The sequence below is a fragment of the Pseudomonas sp. BF-R-01 genome (assembly GCF_019946615.1).
Lineage (GTDB): Bacteria > Pseudomonadota > Gammaproteobacteria > Pseudomonadales > Pseudomonadaceae > Aquipseudomonas > Aquipseudomonas migulae.
Map to the genome: position 1 here is coordinate 79,044 of NZ_JAGYFX010000011.1, position 16,583 is coordinate 95,626.

Sequence of the window (16,583 nt, forward strand, 5' to 3'; positions counted from 1 at the left end):
CCGTGCTACGTCGACCAGGCATAGGCTTAGACGGCCTCGTTGGACTCGTCCTCGAACGCTGCGAACAGCGGTTCATCCTGGACGATTTCTTGCTCGGCGATGAACTCGTAGCTCATCAGGCCTTCAGCGATTTCACGCAGCGCTACAACGGTAGGCTTGTCGTTTTCCCACTGAACCAGCGGCTCTTTGCCACCGGTGGCCAGTTGACGGGCACGCTTGGTAGAGAGCATGACCAGCTCAAAGCGGTTTTCCACGTGTTCTAGGCAGTCTTCAACGGTTACGCGGGCCATGGTATTCCTCGGAGCGAATGCAATATGCGCGCTGCCCGGTTGGGCGAGCGGACTCAACAGTTTAAAAAATCACCAGCGATTAGGGAAGCGCTGATTTTTTGACCAAGCCCTTCAACGCGCTGCAAGTGCCAATGTAAAGCCCTTGCAGCGGTTTTGGGAAGAGCTGTTTAGCCGAGCAATTCAGCCAAAAGTTTGCCGTTGCGCTGCTGCTGACGCTTCTGATGCAGCTGATTGGCACGGAAAATCGCCTGCAAATCGCGCAGGGCATGGGCGAAATCGTCGTTGATGATCAGGTAGTCGTAGTCAACGTAGTGGCTCATCTCGCTGACGGCTTCACGCATGCGGCCGTCAATGATCTCGTCGCTGTCCTGGCCGCGATTGGTCAGGCGCTGGTGCAAGGCCTGCAGGGACGGCGGCAGAATGAAGATCGAACGGGCCTGGGGCATCAACTTGCGCACTTGCTCGGCGCCTTGCCAGTCGATTTCCAGAATCAGGTCGTGGCCTTCGTCCAGGGTCTGCTGCAGGTGGCTTTGCGAAGTGCCGTAGAGGTTGCCGAATACTTCGGCGCGCTCGAGGAAATCGCCGTGCTCGATCATCTTCACGAACTCGCCGCGTTCGACGAAGTGATAGTTCACGCCGTCCACTTCACCGGGGCGCATGGCGCGAGTGGTGTGGGAGACCGAGACGCGGATCTCCGCATCAGCGTCGGTCAGGGCCTTGACCAGGCTGCTCTTGCCCGCGCCCGAAGGGGCGGAAATGATGTACAGGGTGCCGGTGCTGTGGGTCATGTCGGGTTTGCCTTACTCAATATTCTGCACTTGTTCGCGCATCTGCTCGATCAACACCTTGAGGTTGACCGCCGCCTGAGTGCTGCGCGGGTCGAAGGCTTTGGAGCCCAGCGTGTTGGCTTCGCGGTTGAGCTCCTGCATCAGGAAGTCGAGGCGCCGGCCGGCAGCGCCGCCGGACTTGAGTACCCGGCGAACTTCGATGATATGGGTGCTCAGGCGATCCAGTTCTTCGGCGACGTCGCTCTTCTGAGCGAGCATGACCATTTCCTGCTCCAGACGCTGCGGGTCCATTTCCGCCTTCATGTCGGCGAAGCGGTCGAGGACTTTCTGGCGCTGGGTGGCGAGCATCTGCGGGACCAGTTCACGCAGGGTCACCACGTCTTCTTCAATGGACGTCAGGCGATCGTTGATCAGCCGTGCCAGCTCCGCGCCTTCGCGCTCGCGGCCAGCCTTGAGTTCCTTCAGGCCTTCGTTGAACAGCGCCAGTGCTTCGGCATTCAGGGCTTGCGGGTCGGTGGCATCGCCCACCAGCACGCCGGGCCAGGCCAGCACTTCCAGCGGGTTCAGCGCGGCCGGGTTCTTGATCAGGCCGGCGATGGTCTCGGCGGCGGCGACCAATTGCGCGGCGCGTTCGCGATCCACTTGCAGGGGTTTATCGGTGTTCTCTTCGGTGAAGCGCAGGGTGCATTCGAGTTTGCCTCGGGAGATGCCTTGGCGCAGCGCTTCGCGGACCGCGCCTTCGAGATCGCGAAACGACTCCGGCAGACGCAAGTGCGGTTCCAGGTAGCGGCTGTTGACCGAGCGCAGTTCCCAGCTCAGGGTGCCTTGGACGCCGGCTTTCTCGACGCGGGCGAAGGCGGTCATGCTGTGCACCATGGAGGTACCTCGCAATGCAGGTCGATGCGTTACCAAAGGTTTCGCGGACCCGCTATCTGTGAATTAAAGCCGACAGGCAGCAAAGGCGCAGGATTGTAGCGCAGTGGGGCGGATGCGCCCAAACACACGGTGTGACAAAGGGCTGCAGGCCGTCGGTAAAGCGCTGTTCCAAGCTCAAGCCAGAGCCTTCAATCGTCGGGCGGATTTTTTAGAAGTGCCCAGTACTGGCGCGCGGCTCTATAATGCTCGGCAGTTTTCCGTCCCCCGTACAGGTATTCCCTATGAAACGTCCAAGTGGTCGCGCTGCCGATCAGCTCCGCTCGATCCGCATTACCCGCAACTACACCAAACACGCCGAGGGATCCGTACTGGTCGAGTTCGGTGATACCAAAGTCATCTGCACCGTCAGCGTCGAAAACGGCGTGCCGCGTTTCCTCAAAGGTCAGGGCCAAGGCTGGTTGACCGCCGAATACGGCATGCTGCCGCGCGCCACCGGCGAGCGTAACCAGCGTGAAGCGAGCCGCGGCAAGCAAGGCGGCCGCACCCTGGAAATCCAGCGTCTGATCGGTCGTTCGCTGCGCGCCTCGCTGGACATGTCCAAGCTGGGCGACGTCACCCTGTACGTCGACTGCGACGTGATCCAGGCTGACGGCGGCACTCGCACCGCGTCCATCACCGGCGCGATGGTTGCGCTGGTCGATGCCTTGAAAGTGATCAAGAAGCGCGGCGGCCTGAAAGGCGGCGACCCGCTCAAGCAAATGATCGCCGCTGTTTCGGTGGGTATGTACCAGGGCGAGCCTGTGCTCGACCTCGACTACCTGGAAGACTCGGCTGCCGAGACCGACCTGAACGTGGTGATGACCAGCACTGGCGGCTTCATCGAAGTTCAGGGCACTGCCGAAGGCGCGCCGTTCCAGCCTGAAGAGTTGACCGCTATGCTTGAACTGGCGAAGAAAGGCATGACCGAAATCTTCGAACTGCAAAAGGCTGCACTGGCTGACTGACCGGAACCATCCCAGACAAGGAGGACAACATGAGTGACGAGCAAGAGCTGCTTCCCGTCCCGAGCAAAGAAGTTCGGCAATGGGCGATGTTTTGTCACCTGTCCGCCTTGTTGGGGATCTGGATTCCGTTCGGCACGCTGATCGGCCCGCTGATTCTCTGGCAGATGAAGCGCGAGATGGACCCGTTTGTCGATGCGCAGGGCAAGGAGGCGCTGAACTTTCAGATCACCGTCGCCATCGCTTCGGCCATCTGCTTCCTGTTGATGGTGTTGATCATCGGGTTCTTCCTGTTCGGGTTGCTGGCGATCGGTGCGTTGGTGTTGACGATCATTGCTGGCGTGAAGGCCAATGAAGGGGTGCCGTATCGGTATCCGTTCACTTGGCGGTTGATCAAATAGGCGACACAGCCCTGTAGGAGCGAGGCTTGCCCGCGAAGAGGCCGTCACATCCGGCATAAATGTCGGCTGTTAAATCGCTTTCGCGGGCAAGCCTCGCTCCTACAAGAATGAGGCGCCCACAAAAAAGCCGACACTGCTGTCGGCTTTTTTGTGTCTGTGTAACGACGTCTAGATGGTCAGCGTCCAGTCGTAGTCCACGATCAGTGGTGCATGCTGCGAAAACCGTGGCTGACGTGGCAAGCGAGCGCTACGTACAAAGCGGCGCAGGCCCGGCGTCAGTATCTGGTAATCGAAGCGCCAGCCCAGGTTGAGCATCTCAGCCTGCTCATTGTCCGGCCACCAGCTGTACTGATCACCTTCACGGCTGACTTCGCGCAGGGCATCGACATAACCCATGTTGCCGACAATCTCGTCCATCCAGGCACGCTCAGGTGCCAGGAAGCCCGGGGATTGCTGGCTGTCGCGCCAGTTCTTGATATCCAGCTTCTGTTGCGCCACGTACAGCGAGCCACAGTAAATGTACTCGCGACGTTTGCGTCGCTGTTTATCCAGATAACGGGCGAAGTCGTCCATTAGCTTGAACTTCTGGTTCAAGTCTTCATCGCCGTTCTGCCCCGAAGGGAGCAGCAAGGTCGCGATGCTGACCTTGTCGAAATCGGCTTGCAGGTAGCGCCCGTAGCGGTCGGCCGTCTCGAAACCGAGACCGCTGATGACTGCCTTCGGCTGCAACCGCGAATACAAAGCCACGCCACCCTGGGCGGGAACTTCGGCTTCGCAGGCATAAAGGAAGTAGCCATCCAGTTGGAAGGCTGGATCGTCCAGTTCAAAGGCGGAGGCGCGGGTGTCCTGCAGGCAGATGACGTCGGCATTCTGTGCTTGCAGCCAACTGAGCAAACCTCGCTCCACTGCAGCCTGAATACCATTGACGTTCACACTGATGATCCGCATAAATGGCCCCAAAAATCGCGTGCGTGTATGATACACGGCGTCAACCTAATTAGCTAAATCCGTGGTATTTGGGGTTTTTTTCATGCAAGCGTATCAGCGCGATTTCATTCGTTTTGCCATCGATCGCGGCGTTTTGCGCTTCGGTGAGTTCACCCTGAAGTCCGGGCGTACCAGTCCATACTTCTTCAATGCCGGCCTGTTCAACTCGGGTTCGGCCCTGGCGCAGCTGGGTCGTTTCTACGCGGCGGCCATCGTCGAGAGCGGCATTCCCTTCGACGTATTGTTTGGCCCGGCCTACAAGGGCATCCCTTTGGCGGCGACCACCGCAGTGGCCCTGGCTGAACATCACGACCGTGATTTGCCATGGTGCTTCAACCGCAAAGAGGCCAAGGCCCATGGCGAAGGCGGCAGCCTGGTTGGCGCGCCGTTGACCGGTGATGTGCTGATCATCGACGACGTGATCACCGCTGGCACCGCGATCCGCGAAGTGATGCAGATCATCGCTTCCCAGGACGGCGCCAAGGCGGCGGGCGTGCTCATCGCCCTGAACCGTCAGGAGCGTGGCAATGGTGAATTGTCGGCGATCCAGGAAGTGGAGCGTGATTTCGGCATTCCGGTGATCAGTATTGTTTCGCTGAATCAGGTGCTGGAATTCCTCGCCGACGACCCGCAGCTCAAGCAGCACCTCCCAGCCGTAGAAGCCTACCGCGCGCAATTCGGCGTCTGACCCTGTAGGAGCCGGCTTGCTGGCGATCAATGCAACGCGGTGTGCCAGGCACGCCGCCATCGCTGGCAAGCCAGCTCCTACAGGGATCTCATCGATTTTGTAGGAGCCGGCTTGCCGGCGATGGCGGCGCCGCGATTTATCAGGCGCACGTCCGCACAAAAAAAGACCCCGCTCAGCCAGGCTGAGCGGGGTCTTTTTGTATGCGCGATCGCTTAGTGACGCTTGCGATTGCTGATCAAAGTACCCACGCCGGTATCGGTGAAGATTTCCAGCAAGATCGCATTCGGCACGCGACCATCAATGATTAGCGAGCTGCCCACGCCACCCTGAACCGCTTCGAGCGCGCAACGGATCTTCGGCAGCATGCCGCCGTAGATCGTGCCGTCGGCAATCAGGTCGTCGACCTGCTGAGTGCTCAGGCCGGTCAGGACCTGGCCCGACTTGTCCATCAACCCGGCGATGTTGGTCAGCAGCATCAACTTCTCGGCTTTCAGCGCTTCGGCCACCTTGCCGGCCACCAGGTCGGCGTTGATGTTGTAAGACTCGCCGTTGGCACCGACGCCGATTGGCGCGATCACCGGGATGAAGTCGCCTTTGACCAGCAGGTTCAGCAAGTCGGTATTGATACCGACCACTTCACCGACGTGACCGATGTCGATGATTTCCGGCTGGGTCATCTCCGGCGTCTGGCGGGTGACGGTGAGTTTCTTCGCACGAATCAGCTCGGCGTCTTTACCGGTCAGGCCGATGGCGCTGCCGCCATGACGGTTGATCAGGTTGACGATGTCTTTGTTGACCTGGCCACCCAGGACCATTTCCACCACGTCCATGGTTGCCGCGTCGGTGACGCGCATGCCATCGACAAAGTGGCTCTCGATCGACAGTCGCTTGAGCAGATCGCCGATTTGCGGGCCGCCGCCGTGAACCACCACCGGGTTAATCCCGACGGCTTTCATCAGCACGATGTCGCGGGCGAAGCCGGTTTTCAGCTCCTCGCTTTCCATCGCGTTGCCGCCGTATTTGATCACCAGCGTCTTGCCGACATAGCGGCGGATGTAAGGCAGCGCTTCGGACAGGACCTTGGCGGTGTTGGCGGCGGCTTCGCGTTCGAGGGTCATTCAGGGCTCCGGGTGAATCAGAACGGTAGTTGGAGATCAGGTGCAACACGCTTCAACTGGACTTTGAAAACGTCCTTGATGCGTTGCAATTCAGCCTCGTCATCGGCCTCGAAGCGCAGCACCAGCACCGGTGTGGTGTTGGAGGCGCGCACCAGGCCCCAGCCTTTGGCATAGTCGACTCGCACGCCGTCGATGGTGGTCAGGTCGGCGCCTTCGCCCCACTTCGCGTCGTGCAATGCATCAATGATGCTGAATTTGCTCTCTTCGGTCACATGGATATTGATTTCCGGCGTAGAAATATCATTCGGGAAGGTCGCAAACAGCTCTTCCGCGGTGGATTTTTCCTTGCTGAGGATTTCCAGCAGCCGTGCGGCGCTGTAAATGCCATCGTCGAAACCGAACCAGCGTTCCTTGAAGAAAATGTGCCCACTCATTTCGCCGGCCAGCAGGGCGCCGGTTTGTTTCATTTTCTTTTTGATCAACGAATGACCGGTCTTCCACATTAGCGGACGACCGCCGTATTCCTTGATCAGCGGCGTCAGGCGACGGGTGCATTTGACGTCGAAGATGATTTCCGCGTCCGGATTGCGCGCCACAACGTCGCGGGCGAACAGCATCAGCAGGCGGTCCGGGTAGACGATGCTGCCGGTATTGGTCACTACGCCAACGCGGTCGCCGTCGCCGTCGAAGGCCAGGCCGATGTCGGCGTTGGTTTCCTTGACCTTGGCGATCAGGTCGACAAGGTTTTCAGGCTTGCCCGGATCCGGGTGGTGGTTCGGGAAGTTGCCGTCGACTTCGCAGAACAGCGGGATGACTTCGCAGTTCAGCGCTTCGATCAATTGCGGGGCGATCACGCCGGCCGCGCCGTTGCCGCAGTCGACCACGACTTTGAGGCGGCGGGACAGTTTGATGTCCTGGACGATTTCGGTGTTGTAGCGGTCGAGGATTTCGACCTTGGTGATGCTGCCCTTGCCGCTGCTCAGGTTGTTGGTCTTGAGGCGGTCGTGCAGGGCCTGGATCTGTTCGTTGGCCAAGGTGTCACCAGCGATGACGATCTTGAAGCCGTTGTAGTTCGACGGGTTGTGGCTGCCGGTCAGCATCACGCCCGATTTGCCGGCCAATACGTTGGCGGCGTAGTACAGCGCCGGGGTTGGCACCAGGCCGACGTCGCTGACGTGGCAACCGGCCTCGGCCAGGCCTTTGATCAGCTGCTCGACCAGTTCCGGGCCAGACAGGCGACCGTCGCGGCCAACGGAGACGTTCGGTTCGTCCTGGGCCAGGCTTTGGGCGCCAATGGCGCGACCGAGCCAGTAAGCGGTTTCAGCGTTCAAGAATTCCGGGACGGTGCCGCGAATGTCGTACGCGCGGAAAATGCTGTCGGGGAACTTGGGTGCGACTTGGGCTGGGTTGCTCATCTGTGGGAATGCTCCATCTCGAAAGTGGCTGGACCTGCGCGCGAAGAACGCTTCGGCGGGCTCGAACTGAAGGGTATGACGGCGTTTTTCGCAGAGAGTTCGTGGTGCGAAAAGGCCATGCCACCAACGCCAACCAGGATTTGGCCAGCCAATGCCTTGTTTTCCAGTGTTAAACCTTCCAGATGACGGCTATGCAATTTTCATTCTGAAAATGCAGAGCACCCTTCAGGCCGGGCAGGGCGCCCAGCCTGAAAACCAGAAATCAATGCTTGCCGGAATGCCCGAAACCGCCCGCGCCGCGCTCGGTTTCAACGAACTCTTCGACCATCTCGAAGTGCGCTTGAACCACCGGCACCAGAACCAGCTGGGCCAAGCGCTCGCCAACCACCATGTTGAAATCGGTCTGGCCACGGTTCCAGCACGAAACCATCAACGGACCCTGGTAATCGGAGTCGATCAGGCCGACCAGGTTGCCCAGCACGATGCCGTGCTTATGGCCCAGGCCGGAGCGCGGCAGAATCAGCGCCGCCAGGCCAGGATCGCCAATGTAGACGGACAGGCCGGTCGGGATCAGCACGGTTTCACCCGGTTTGATCACGATGTCTTTTTCCAGCATGGCGCGCAGGTCGAGGCCGGCGGAGCCTGGGGTGGCGTATTGCGGCAGCGGGAATTCGGTACCGATGCGTGGGTCGAGGATCTTGGCTTGCAAAGCGTGCATGTAAATTAAACCTGGTTCAGACGTTCGGCGATAAAAGTGATCAGCTGGCGAGCAATCTTGCTCTTGCTGGTCTGGGCGAAAAGTGTGGCGTGGAGCTCACGGTCGATCACGCTGCAGGCGTTTTCTTCGCTGTTGAAGCCAATGCTCGGGTTGGCGACGTCGTTGGCGACGATCAAATCGAGGTTCTTGTCTTTCAACTTGCGCGCAGCGTAATCGAGCAGGTGTTCGGTTTCAGCGGCGAAACCGACGCTGAAAGGACGGTCGGGGCGCGTGGCAATGGTGGCCAGAATGTCTGGGTTGCGGACCATTTGTAGTAGCAAGCCGTCGCCGTTCGTAGGGTCTTTCTTGAGTTTCTGTGGGGCGACGACTTCGGGGCGGTAGTCCGCGACTGCTGCCGAGGCGATGAACAGGTCGCAAGGGATCGCGGCTTCGCAAGCGGCGAGCATGTCGCGGGCGCTGACCACGTCGATGCGGGTGACGCGATCCGGCGTCGGCAGGTGCACCGGGCCGGTGATCAGGGTCACGCGGGCGCCTGCTTCAACGGCGGCTTCGGCCAGGGCAAAGCCCATTTTCCCGGAGCTGTGGTTGGTGATGTAGCGCACCGGGTCGATGTTTTCCTGGGTCGGGCCGGCGGTGATCAGTACGTGTTTACCGGTCAGCGCCTGACGCTGGAAGCAGTCCGCCGCGCATTGGGCGAGTTCGACGGCTTCGAGCATGCGGCCCAGGCCAACGTCACCACAGGCCTGGCTGCCCGAGGCCGGGCCGAAGGCCTTGATGCCGCGGCTTTCGAGGGTTTGCAGGTTGGCCTGGGTCGCCGGGTCGCGCCACATGGCCTGGTTCATCGCCGGAGCGACGGCGACCACGGCGTCGGTGGCCAGCACCAGCGTGGTCAGCAGGTCGTCGGCGATGCCTTGGGCCAGACGGGCGATCAGGTCCGCGGTCGCCGGAGCGATCAGCACCATGTCGGCCCACTTGGCGAGTTCGATGTGGCCCATCGCCGCTTCGGCCGCCGGGTCCAGCAGGTCCAGGTGAACCGGGTGCCCGGACAGGGCCTGCATGGTCAGCGGAGTGATGAACTCAGCGCCGCCACGGGTCATGACCACGCGCACTTCGGCGCCCTGATCGATCAGGCGGCGAACCAGATCGGCGCTCTTGTAGGCAGCAATACCGCCGCCGACGCCCAGAACGATGCGTTTCCGATACAGCCGCTGCATAGGTCTGCCTTTCATTTCGTTGATGACTGCGTGGCGATACCCCCTCCCCAGGAGTGAAATCGCCCGCAAAAAAGATGGGCTACGATATCACAGCGACCGCTACGGAACAGCGGCGCCCACAGACCAGGGAGGTGCTATGAGTATTCGCGATTGGCCGGCGGCCGAGCGGCCGCGGGAGAGGTTACTGGAGTTGGGTTCGGCGAGCCTTTCGGACGCTGAGCTGTTGGCGATTTTTTTACGGACTGGCGTGTCGGGTAAAAGCGCAGTGGATCTGGCGCGACACTTGTTGAGTCAATTTGGCAGCCTGCGCGCCTTGCTGGAGGCCGATCTAAAGGCATTCAGCGGACAGTTGGGGCTCGGGCCGGCAAAGTTTGCGCAGTTGCAGGCAGTGTTGGAAATGGCCCGTCGGCATCTGGCTGAGCGCTTGCGCCACAGCTCCGTGTTGGAGAATCCGCTGATGGTGCGTGATTACCTCAAGTCGATGCTGCGACATGAGCCTCATGAAGTATTTGGTTGTCTGTTCCTCGATTCGAAACATCGAGTACTGGCGTTTGAATCACTGTTTCGCGGCTCTATCGACTGCACCAGCGTTTATCCGCGTCAGGTGGTCAAGCGCGCTTTGGCTCACAACGCCGCAGCTTTGATCCTTTGCCACAACCATCCCTCAGGCAATCCCGACCCAAGTCATGCCGACCGAAAGCTGACCAAGCGCCTGCAAGAGGCGCTGGACTTGATCGATGTGCGGATACTCGACCATTTCATCATCGGTGACGGGGATCCGCTGTCGATGGCTGAGTATGGGTGGATGTGATGCAGGGCAAAGCGCGAACCCTGTAGGAGCCAGCTTGCTGGCGATGAGGCCAGTAAATTCAGCTTGGGTGTTGAATGTGCTGACGCCATCGCCAGCAAGCTGGCTCCTACAAGGTTTTGCGTGTGGCTGTTATTTGAGGTTGACCTTGGAGTAATCCTGGCGGCCAAACGGGCTCACCGCATACCCCTCGACTTCCTTGCGCATCAGCGCGAAGGCTGTCGGGTGGGCCAGTGGCAGCCACAGCGCCTGCTGCTGGATCTGCGCCTGAGCCTGTTCATAGAGCTTGGTGCGTACACCTTGCTCGGAGGTGGTCTTGCCGGCACTGATCAGCTTGTCCAGGTCCTGGTTGCAGTAACGGGCGAAGTTGGTGCCGGACTTGACCGCTGCGCAGGAGAACTGCGGCGTCAGGAAGTTGTCCGGGTCGCCGTTGTCGCCAGCCCAGCCCATGAACAGCAGGTCGTGTTCGCCGGCCTTGGCGCGGCGGATCACTTCGCCCCATTCGATCACGCGTATCTCGGCCTGAATGCCGATTTCCGCCAGGTCCGACTGGAGCAGTTGCGCGCCGAGGCTTGGGTTGGGGTTTAGCAGGCTTCCGGACGGGCGGGTCCAGATCGTCGTCTGGAAACCGTCTTTCAGGCCGGCCTTGGCCATCAATGCCTTGGCTTTTTCAACGTCATGCGCGTAGCCCGGCAAGCCTTTGGCGTAGCTCCAGGTATTTGGCGGATACGGGCCGTTGGCGGCTTCGGCGGTGTCTTCGAACACGGCTTTGACGTAGTTGGCCTTGTCGAACGCGAGGTTGATCGCCTGGCGCACTTCAGGCTTGTCCAGCGGTGGATGCTGGCTGTTGATGGCAACGAACGCGGTCATGAACGCATCAGTCTTTTCGACTTTCAGTGTCGGCTCTTTCAGCGCGGCTTGTACGTCCAGCGGTTTCGGCGAGAGGGCGATCTGGCACTCGTTACGACGCAGTTTCTGCAATCGCACGTTGGCGTCCGGGGTGATGGCGAAGATCAACGGGTCCACCGAAGGCTTGCCACGGAAGTAATCCGGGTTGGCCTTGTAGCGAATCGTGGCGTCCTTCTGAAAACGCGTGAACACGAACGGGCCGCTACCGATCGGCTGGCTGTTGAGCTTCTCCGGGGTGCCGGCTTTCAGCAACTGGTCGGCGTATTCGGCGGAGTAGATCGAGGCGAAGCCCATGCTCAGGGTCGGCAGGAACGTCGATTCCGGATGATCGAGGGTGAAGCGCACGGTCAGCGGATCCAGCGCGTCGATCTTCTTAATCAGCGCCGGCAATTGCATCGACTGCGCGTGCGGGAAGCCGCTCTGCGCCACTTTGTGCCACGGATTTGCAGGGTCGAGCATGCGCTCGAAGCTGAATTTCACGTCTTCGGCGGTCAGTTCGCGGGTCGGACTGAAGTATTCGGTGCGGTGGAATTTCACCTGCGGATGCAGCTTGAACACGTAGGTCAGGCCATCCGGGCTGACTTCCCAGCTGTCCGCGAGGCCTGCGACCACTTTGCCGCTGGCGGTATCGAAGTCCACCAAACGGTTCATCAGCACGTCGGCCGAAGCGTTGGTGGTGGTCAGCGAGTTGTATTGCACCACGTCGAACCCTTCCGGGCTGGCCTCGGTGCAGACGCTCAGGGCGGCGGCGTGGGCCAGCGGGCTCAGTAGAAGCGGGGCGAGCAACAGCGGTAGGGCAGCGAGGCGCATGGTCGGATTCCTTTACAGATCGAAGGCCCATCTGCAAGTGCAGTCTGGAAAAGGCTTACCCTAGAGGGCTCTTTTGTAAATGACTATCCCCTTTTTCATTTTAAGGGGACTATGTGCGATCGTTTTCGGTGAATGCCGGCCGAGAAAACCCCAGGATTGGCCGGTTGGCCGATTTTCTGCGACGAGCGGTCTTTATCGACGATAGCCTTTACCCAAGGCGCTCGCAGCCTGAAAAATGGGGTTTTTATCAAGTCGGTGCGCACGGAATGTTGTTGCACCTCAGTCTTTCTGGTATAAAGCAGCGCTCTTTTCTAGGGGCCCGGTTCCTTCACTGTAGGTGTAGCCGGTAAGACCTCTAAAGAAACGCGGCGCCTGGCGCCAAATGACTGAGAGATTAAGCGGCCAACCCATGCCGGGTTGGGCATGTGGTTTTAGAGGGCTGAGGCATGTCGAGAGTATGTCAAGTTACCGGTAAGGGTCCGGTGACTGGGAATAACATTTCCCACGCAAACAACAAAACCCGTCGTCGTTTCCTGCCGAACCTGCAGCATCACCGCTTCTGGGTTGAAGAAGAGAAACGTTTCGTGCGTCTGCGCGTATCTGCCAAAGGCATGCGTATCATCGACAAGCGTGGCATCACTGTCGTGCTGGCCGAAATCCGCGCCGCTGGCAAGATCTAAGGGAGCTAATCATGCGTGAATTGATTCGTTTGATTTCGAGCGCCGGTACTGGTCACTTCTACACTACCGACAAGAACAAGCGCACTACTCCGGACAAAATCGAGATCAAGAAATTTGATCCGGTTGTTCGCAAGCACGTGATCTACAAAGAAGGCAAAATCAAGTAATTGATTTTTCCCTCTTACGAAAAAGGCCCGTATCGCGAGATACGGGCCTTTTTTGTTGCCTGAGGGTTTTGCGTTTCCTGTTAGGGCCCCTTCGCGGGCAAGTCGAATCGTCGCACCGCTCGCTCCTACAGGGCGGACGCAATCCACTGTAGGAGCGAGGCTTGCCCGCGAAGAGGCCGGCCCGAACAACGCAAGTCGTCAGGCCTTCTGCTCAAACGCCACATAAATCTTGCGGCACGGTTCCAGCACTTCCCAGGTGCCACGAAAGCCCGCCGGGATCACGAAGCGATCACCCACGCGCAGCGTCTTGGCATTGCCGTCGAGGTCACGCAGCACTGAAACACCCTGAACGATTTCGCAGTATTCGTGCTCGGTGAAGTTCACCGTCCACTGGCCAACCGCGCCTTCCCACACACCGGCGTTCAACTGGCCGCACGGGCTGTTGTAGTGGTTGTAAACCACTTGCTCGGGGTCGCCCTTCAAGATTTTCGCTGGGTCCGGCCTGTAGCGCTCGGGCTCGGTAGTGGCCTGGCTAAAATCGACGATATTCTGGATGCTCATTATTGTTATCCCCCGTGATTGCGGCGCGAGTGGCTGGAAAGATGGCTGGAAAGCCCAAAGTCTATGTTTATTAAAATGAACACCGCAAGGCCGTTTACCGACCTTATGTCAAATATATTGAAACAACCCCGGCCACTGGTTTAGGGTGACGGTTGCCTTCGGCCGAATTGCAGGCTGGCTGGGCAGAATTCCTGGGGACGTCCGCGAAGAACGCGGGGCGCTCGTATTCAATAAGAGGAGGACACTCGAATGACCACCCTGACTCGTGCCGATTGGGAACAACGGGCTCGCGATCTGAAGATCGAAGGCCGTGCCTACATCAATGGCGAATACACCGATGCCGTCTCCAGCGAGACCTTCGAGTGCATCAGCCCGGTCGATGGCCGTCTGCTGGGCAAGATTGCCAGCTGTGACGCCGCCGACGCCCAGCGCGCTGTTGAAAACGCTCGCGCCACGTTCAACTCTGGCGCCTGGTCGCGTTTGGCCCCGACCAAACGCAAAGCCACCATGATCCGTTTTGCCGGCCTGCTGAAACAGCACGCCGAAGAGCTGGCCCTGCTTGAAACCCTGGACATGGGCAAGCCAATCAGCGATTCGCTGTACATCGACGTTCCCGGTGCGGCGCAAGCCCTGAGCTGGAGCGGTGAGGCTATCGACAAGATCTACGACGAGGTCGCCGCAACCCCGCACGATCAGTTGGGTCTGGTCACTCGCGAGCCGGTCGGCGTTGTCGGCGCCATCGTGCCGTGGAACTTCCCGCTGATGATGGCCTGCTGGAAACTCGGCCCGGCGCTGTCCACCGGTAACTCGGTGATCCTCAAGCCATCCGAAAAATCACCGCTGACCGCCATCCGCATTGCTGCGCTGGCCGTTGAAGCCGGCATCCCGAAAGGCGTGCTGAACGTGCTGCCGGGCTACGGTCACACGGTCGGCAAGGCCTTGGCCCTGCACAACGATGTCGACACGCTGGTGTTCACCGGTTCGACCAAGATCGCCAAGCAACTGCTGATCTACTCGGGCGAATCGAACATGAAGCGCGTCTGGCTCGAAGCTGGCGGCAAGAGCCCGAACATCGTGTTCGCCGATGCCCCGAACCTGCAGGAAGCTGCCGAAGCGGCTGCGGGCGCCATCGCCTTCAACCAGGGCGAAGTTTGCACCGCCGGTTCGCGTCTGCTGGTCGAGCGTTCGATCAAGGACCAATTCCTGCCGCTGGTAATCGAGGCCTTGAAAGCCTGGAAGCCGGGCAACCCGCTGGACCCGGCGACCAACGTCGGCGCGCTGGTGGACACTCAGCAGATGAACACCGTGCTGTCCTACATCGAATCCGGCCACACCGACGGCGCCAAACTGGTTGCTGGCGGCAAGCGCACGCTGCAGGAAACCGGCGGCACCTACGTTGAGCCGACGATTTTCGACGGCGTCAGCAACGCGATGAAAATCGCCCAGGAAGAAATCTTTGGCCCGGTGCTGTCGGTCATCGCTTTCGATACCGCCGAAGAAGCCGTCGCGATTGCCAACGACACGCCTTACGGCTTGGCCGCTGCGGTGTGGACCAAGGACATCTCGAAGGCTCACCTGACCGCCCGGGCCTTGCGTGCCGGTAGCGTGTGGGTCAACCAGTACGACGGCGGCGACATGACCGCACCGTTTGGTGGCTTCAAGCAGTCGGGCAACGGCCGTGACAAGTCGTTGCATGCGTTCGACAAGTACACCGAGCTGAAGGCGACCTGGATCAAGTTGTAAGCCAGTAGGGGAGCCTGTCTAAAACAGGTTCCCCCTCAGGACGCGAATCCCCTGTGGGAGCGAGCCTGCTCGCGATTGCGGTGTAACAGTCGACGAAAATGTTGAATGTTGCTCCGTCATCGCGAGCAGGCTCGCTCCCACAGTGTTTTGTGTTGCACAAAAAATATCCACAGGAGCGTGGAACATGCGTTGGGCGACTTATTTCGCCGTGTTGGCGTCTGTCTTGAGTGTCGGCCTGGCCCTGGGTGTCAGCATGCCGCTGGTATCGTTTCGCCTGGAAGGCTGGGGTTACGGTTCGTTTGCCATCGGCGTGATGGCCGCGATGCCGGCGATTGGCGTATTGCTGGGGGCGAAGATCTCCAGCCATCTGGCGGCGCGGCTCGGCACGGCCAATCTGATGCGCTTGTGCCTGTGGGCCGGGGCGGCCTCCATCGGTTTGCTGGCGCTGTTGCCGAGTTATCCGGTGTGGCTGGTGCTGCGGCTGATGATCGGGGTGATCCTGACCCTCGTCTTTATCCTGGGTGAAAGCTGGATCAACCAGTTGGTGGTCGAGCAATGGCGCGGTCGGCTGGTGGCGCTGTATGGCAGCAGCTATGCGCTGAGTCAGCTGGCCGGGCCTTTGTTGTTGGGTGTTCTGGGGACTGAGCACGATTATGGATTCTGGGTCGGGGTCGGTTTGCTGACGGCGGCACCGTTCCTGTTGCTCGGCCGCAGCGGTGCGCCGACCAGCGAAGCCTGCAGCGTGACTTTCAGCGACTTGTGGGGCTTTTGCCGAGGCCTGCCGGCGATTGCCTGGGGCGTGGCGCTGTTCGCAGCGTTCGAGGCGATGATCCTGACCTTGTTGCCGGTCTATTGCCTGCGCCAGGGCTTTACCACGGAAATCGCGTTGGCGATGGTCAGCACCGTGGTGGTGGGCGATGCCTTGCTGCAATTGCCGATTGGCGCACTGGCGGATCGCTTGTCGCGACGCACGTTGTTCACCGGTTGCGCTGTGGTGCTGATGCTCTCGAGCCTGGCGATCCCGTTGCTGATCGACACGTTGCTGATCTGGCCATTGTGGGTGTTGTTCGGCGCCAGTGCCGGGGGCTTGTTCACCTTGTCGCTGATCCTGATTGGCGAGCGTTATCGCGACGATGCGCTGGTACGGGCCAATGCGCATATTGCGCAGTTGTGGGGCATTGGTTGCCTGGTCGGACCATTGGCGGCTGGCGCCGGTAGTCAGTGGATCAGCGGTCATGCGTTGCCGTTGTTGATGGCGGCGGGGGCGTTCGGACTGGTGATTTTGCTGTCGCGCCAAGGTGCGTTCGGCACGGTTGCTGAACCTGCCTGACCCCAAATTGTAGGAGCGAGCCTGCTCGCGATGGTGTGTCAGCCACATAGGTTTGACTGACACACCATCGCGAGCAGGC

General features: G+C 60.0%; 17 protein-coding genes and 1 pseudogene. 8 read left to right on the plus strand and 10 right to left on the minus strand.

What is annotated here, in order from left to right:
* Positions 1–26: 26 nt before the first annotated feature.
* The 3 genes from rpoZ to KGB27_RS07190 all read right to left on the minus strand — a co-directional run bounded on the left by rpoZ (position 27) and on the right by KGB27_RS07190 (position 1,954).
* Positions 27–290, minus strand: coding sequence for a DNA-directed RNA polymerase subunit omega (gene rpoZ, locus KGB27_RS07180; RefSeq protein ID WP_008030604.1), 264 nt, complete (start codon positions 288–290; stop codon positions 27–29).
* 167 nt (positions 291–457) lie between these two features.
* Positions 458–1,078 (minus strand): guanylate kinase, encoded by a 621-nt coding sequence (gene gmk / locus KGB27_RS07185; protein ID WP_192420542.1) that lies wholly within the window; start codon positions 1,076–1,078, stop codon positions 458–460.
* Between the two features lie 12 nt (positions 1,079–1,090).
* A complete protein-coding gene (locus KGB27_RS07190; protein ID WP_008030602.1) occupies positions 1,091–1,954 on the minus strand; it encodes a YicC/YloC family endoribonuclease in 864 nt (287 codons plus the stop codon).
* Between the two features lie 281 nt (positions 1,955–2,235).
* Between KGB27_RS07190 and rph the strand changes: the two genes are divergently transcribed.
* Together rph and KGB27_RS07200 are read left to right on the plus strand one after the other, a co-directional pair.
* Positions 2,236–2,958 carry a ribonuclease PH gene (rph, locus tag KGB27_RS07195; RefSeq protein WP_008030600.1) on the plus strand — a complete coding sequence of 241 codons (723 nt, stop codon included), beginning with the start codon at positions 2,236–2,238 and terminating at the stop codon, positions 2,956–2,958.
* Between the two features lie 29 nt (positions 2,959–2,987).
* Entirely contained in the window at positions 2,988–3,356 is a 369-nt protein-coding gene (locus KGB27_RS07200; RefSeq protein WP_008038052.1) for a DUF4870 domain-containing protein, read from the plus strand.
* Positions 3,357–3,524: 168 nt separating this feature from the next.
* Here the strand turns inward: KGB27_RS07200 and KGB27_RS07205 are convergent, their stop codons facing one another.
* Positions 3,525–4,304, minus strand: coding sequence for an exodeoxyribonuclease III (locus tag KGB27_RS07205; RefSeq protein WP_008030595.1), 780 nt, complete (start codon positions 4,302–4,304; stop codon positions 3,525–3,527).
* A gap of 82 nt (positions 4,305–4,386) precedes the next feature.
* Between KGB27_RS07205 and pyrE the strand changes: the two genes are divergently transcribed.
* Positions 4,387–5,031, plus strand: a complete 645-nt coding sequence (gene pyrE / locus KGB27_RS07210; RefSeq protein ID WP_008038033.1) for an orotate phosphoribosyltransferase — start codon at positions 4,387–4,389, stop codon at positions 5,029–5,031.
* Positions 5,032–5,243: 212 nt separating this feature from the next.
* Here pyrE and argB read toward each other — a convergent pair whose 3' ends face one another.
* The 4 genes and pseudogenes from argB to coaBC form a co-directional block, all read right to left on the minus strand.
* Positions 5,244–6,149 (minus strand): acetylglutamate kinase, encoded by a 906-nt coding sequence (argB, locus tag KGB27_RS07215; RefSeq protein ID WP_008030582.1) that lies wholly within the window; start codon positions 6,147–6,149, stop codon positions 5,244–5,246.
* A 17-nt stretch (positions 6,150–6,166) separates the two neighbouring features.
* Positions 6,167–7,543, minus strand: a pseudogene (locus KGB27_RS07220) (phosphomannomutase/phosphoglucomutase); the annotation flags it as partial.
* Between the two features lie 283 nt (positions 7,544–7,826).
* Positions 7,827–8,282 (minus strand): dUTP diphosphatase, encoded by a 456-nt coding sequence (gene dut / locus KGB27_RS07225; RefSeq protein ID WP_008030580.1) that lies wholly within the window; start codon positions 8,280–8,282, stop codon positions 7,827–7,829.
* Between the two features lie 5 nt (positions 8,283–8,287).
* Complete coding sequence (coaBC, locus tag KGB27_RS07230; protein ID WP_150631431.1) at positions 8,288–9,496, minus strand: bifunctional phosphopantothenoylcysteine decarboxylase/phosphopantothenate--cysteine ligase CoaBC; 1,209 nt, start codon at positions 9,494–9,496, stop codon at positions 8,288–8,290.
* 136 nt (positions 9,497–9,632) lie between these two features.
* Between coaBC and radC the strand changes: the two genes are divergently transcribed.
* Entirely contained in the window at positions 9,633–10,307 is a 675-nt protein-coding gene (radC, locus tag KGB27_RS07235; RefSeq protein WP_008030574.1) for a RadC family protein, read from the plus strand.
* A gap of 129 nt (positions 10,308–10,436) precedes the next feature.
* Here the strand turns inward: radC and KGB27_RS07240 are convergent, their stop codons facing one another.
* Positions 10,437–12,023 carry an ABC transporter substrate-binding protein gene (locus tag KGB27_RS07240; protein ID WP_192228201.1) on the minus strand — a complete coding sequence of 529 codons (1,587 nt, stop codon included), beginning with the start codon at positions 12,021–12,023 and terminating at the stop codon, positions 10,437–10,439.
* Positions 12,024–12,469: 446 nt separating this feature from the next.
* On the opposite strand from KGB27_RS07240, the gene rpmB reads away from it, so the two are divergent.
* A complete protein-coding gene (gene rpmB, locus KGB27_RS07245) occupies positions 12,470–12,703 on the plus strand; it encodes a 50S ribosomal protein L28 (RefSeq protein ID WP_003176907.1) in 234 nt (77 codons plus the stop codon).
* Between the two features lie 11 nt (positions 12,704–12,714).
* Complete coding sequence (rpmG, locus tag KGB27_RS07250; protein WP_007894709.1) at positions 12,715–12,870, plus strand: 50S ribosomal protein L33; 156 nt, start codon at positions 12,715–12,717, stop codon at positions 12,868–12,870.
* A 198-nt stretch (positions 12,871–13,068) separates the two neighbouring features.
* Here rpmG and KGB27_RS07255 read toward each other — a convergent pair whose 3' ends face one another.
* Positions 13,069–13,431: a cupin domain-containing protein gene (locus KGB27_RS07255; protein ID WP_008030568.1), complete on the minus strand. Its 363-nt coding sequence runs from the start codon at positions 13,429–13,431 to the stop codon at positions 13,069–13,071.
* Positions 13,432–13,680: 249 nt separating this feature from the next.
* Between KGB27_RS07255 and KGB27_RS07260 the strand changes: the two genes are divergently transcribed.
* Positions 13,681–15,174, plus strand: a complete 1,494-nt coding sequence (locus KGB27_RS07260) for an aldehyde dehydrogenase (RefSeq protein WP_008038003.1) — start codon at positions 13,681–13,683, stop codon at positions 15,172–15,174.
* A gap of 184 nt (positions 15,175–15,358) precedes the next feature.
* Entirely contained in the window at positions 15,359–16,504 is a 1,146-nt protein-coding gene (locus KGB27_RS07265) for an MFS transporter (protein ID WP_192228203.1), read from the plus strand.
* Positions 16,505–16,583 lie beyond the last annotated feature (79 nt).

Coding starts and splice junctions, on each gene's coding strand:
- KGB27_RS07205 (WP_008030595.1), bottom strand. CDS start 4,304: ATGCGGATCATCAGTGTGAACGTCAATGGTATTCAGGCTGCAGTGGAG.
- coaBC (WP_150631431.1), bottom strand. CDS start 9,496: ATGCAGCGGCTGTATCGGAAACGCATCGTTCTGGGCGTCGGCGGCGGT.
- KGB27_RS07260 (WP_008038003.1), top strand. CDS start 13,681: ATGACCACCCTGACTCGTGCCGATTGGGAACAACGGGCTCGCGATCTG.
- rpmG (WP_007894709.1), top strand. CDS start 12,715: ATGCGTGAATTGATTCGTTTGATTTCGAGCGCCGGTACTGGTCACTTC.
- pyrE (WP_008038033.1), top strand. CDS start 4,387: ATGCAAGCGTATCAGCGCGATTTCATTCGTTTTGCCATCGATCGCGGC.
- dut (WP_008030580.1), bottom strand. CDS start 8,282: ATGCACGCTTTGCAAGCCAAGATCCTCGACCCACGCATCGGTACCGAA.
- KGB27_RS07265 (WP_192228203.1), top strand. CDS start 15,359: ATGCGTTGGGCGACTTATTTCGCCGTGTTGGCGTCTGTCTTGAGTGTC.
- rph (WP_008030600.1), top strand. CDS start 2,236: ATGAAACGTCCAAGTGGTCGCGCTGCCGATCAGCTCCGCTCGATCCGC.
- rpmB (WP_003176907.1), top strand. CDS start 12,470: ATGTCGAGAGTATGTCAAGTTACCGGTAAGGGTCCGGTGACTGGGAAT.
- argB (WP_008030582.1), bottom strand. CDS start 6,149: ATGACCCTCGAACGCGAAGCCGCCGCCAACACCGCCAAGGTCCTGTCC.
- KGB27_RS07190 (WP_008030602.1), bottom strand. CDS start 1,954: ATGGTGCACAGCATGACCGCCTTCGCCCGCGTCGAGAAAGCCGGCGTC.
- radC (WP_008030574.1), top strand. CDS start 9,633: ATGAGTATTCGCGATTGGCCGGCGGCCGAGCGGCCGCGGGAGAGGTTA.
- rpoZ (WP_008030604.1), bottom strand. CDS start 290: ATGGCCCGCGTAACCGTTGAAGACTGCCTAGAACACGTGGAAAACCGC.
- KGB27_RS07240 (WP_192228201.1), bottom strand. CDS start 12,023: ATGCGCCTCGCTGCCCTACCGCTGTTGCTCGCCCCGCTTCTACTGAGC.
- KGB27_RS07255 (WP_008030568.1), bottom strand. CDS start 13,431: ATGAGCATCCAGAATATCGTCGATTTTAGCCAGGCCACTACCGAGCCC.
- gmk (WP_192420542.1), bottom strand. CDS start 1,078: ATGACCCACAGCACCGGCACCCTGTACATCATTTCCGCCCCTTCGGGC.
- KGB27_RS07200 (WP_008038052.1), top strand. CDS start 2,988: ATGAGTGACGAGCAAGAGCTGCTTCCCGTCCCGAGCAAAGAAGTTCGG.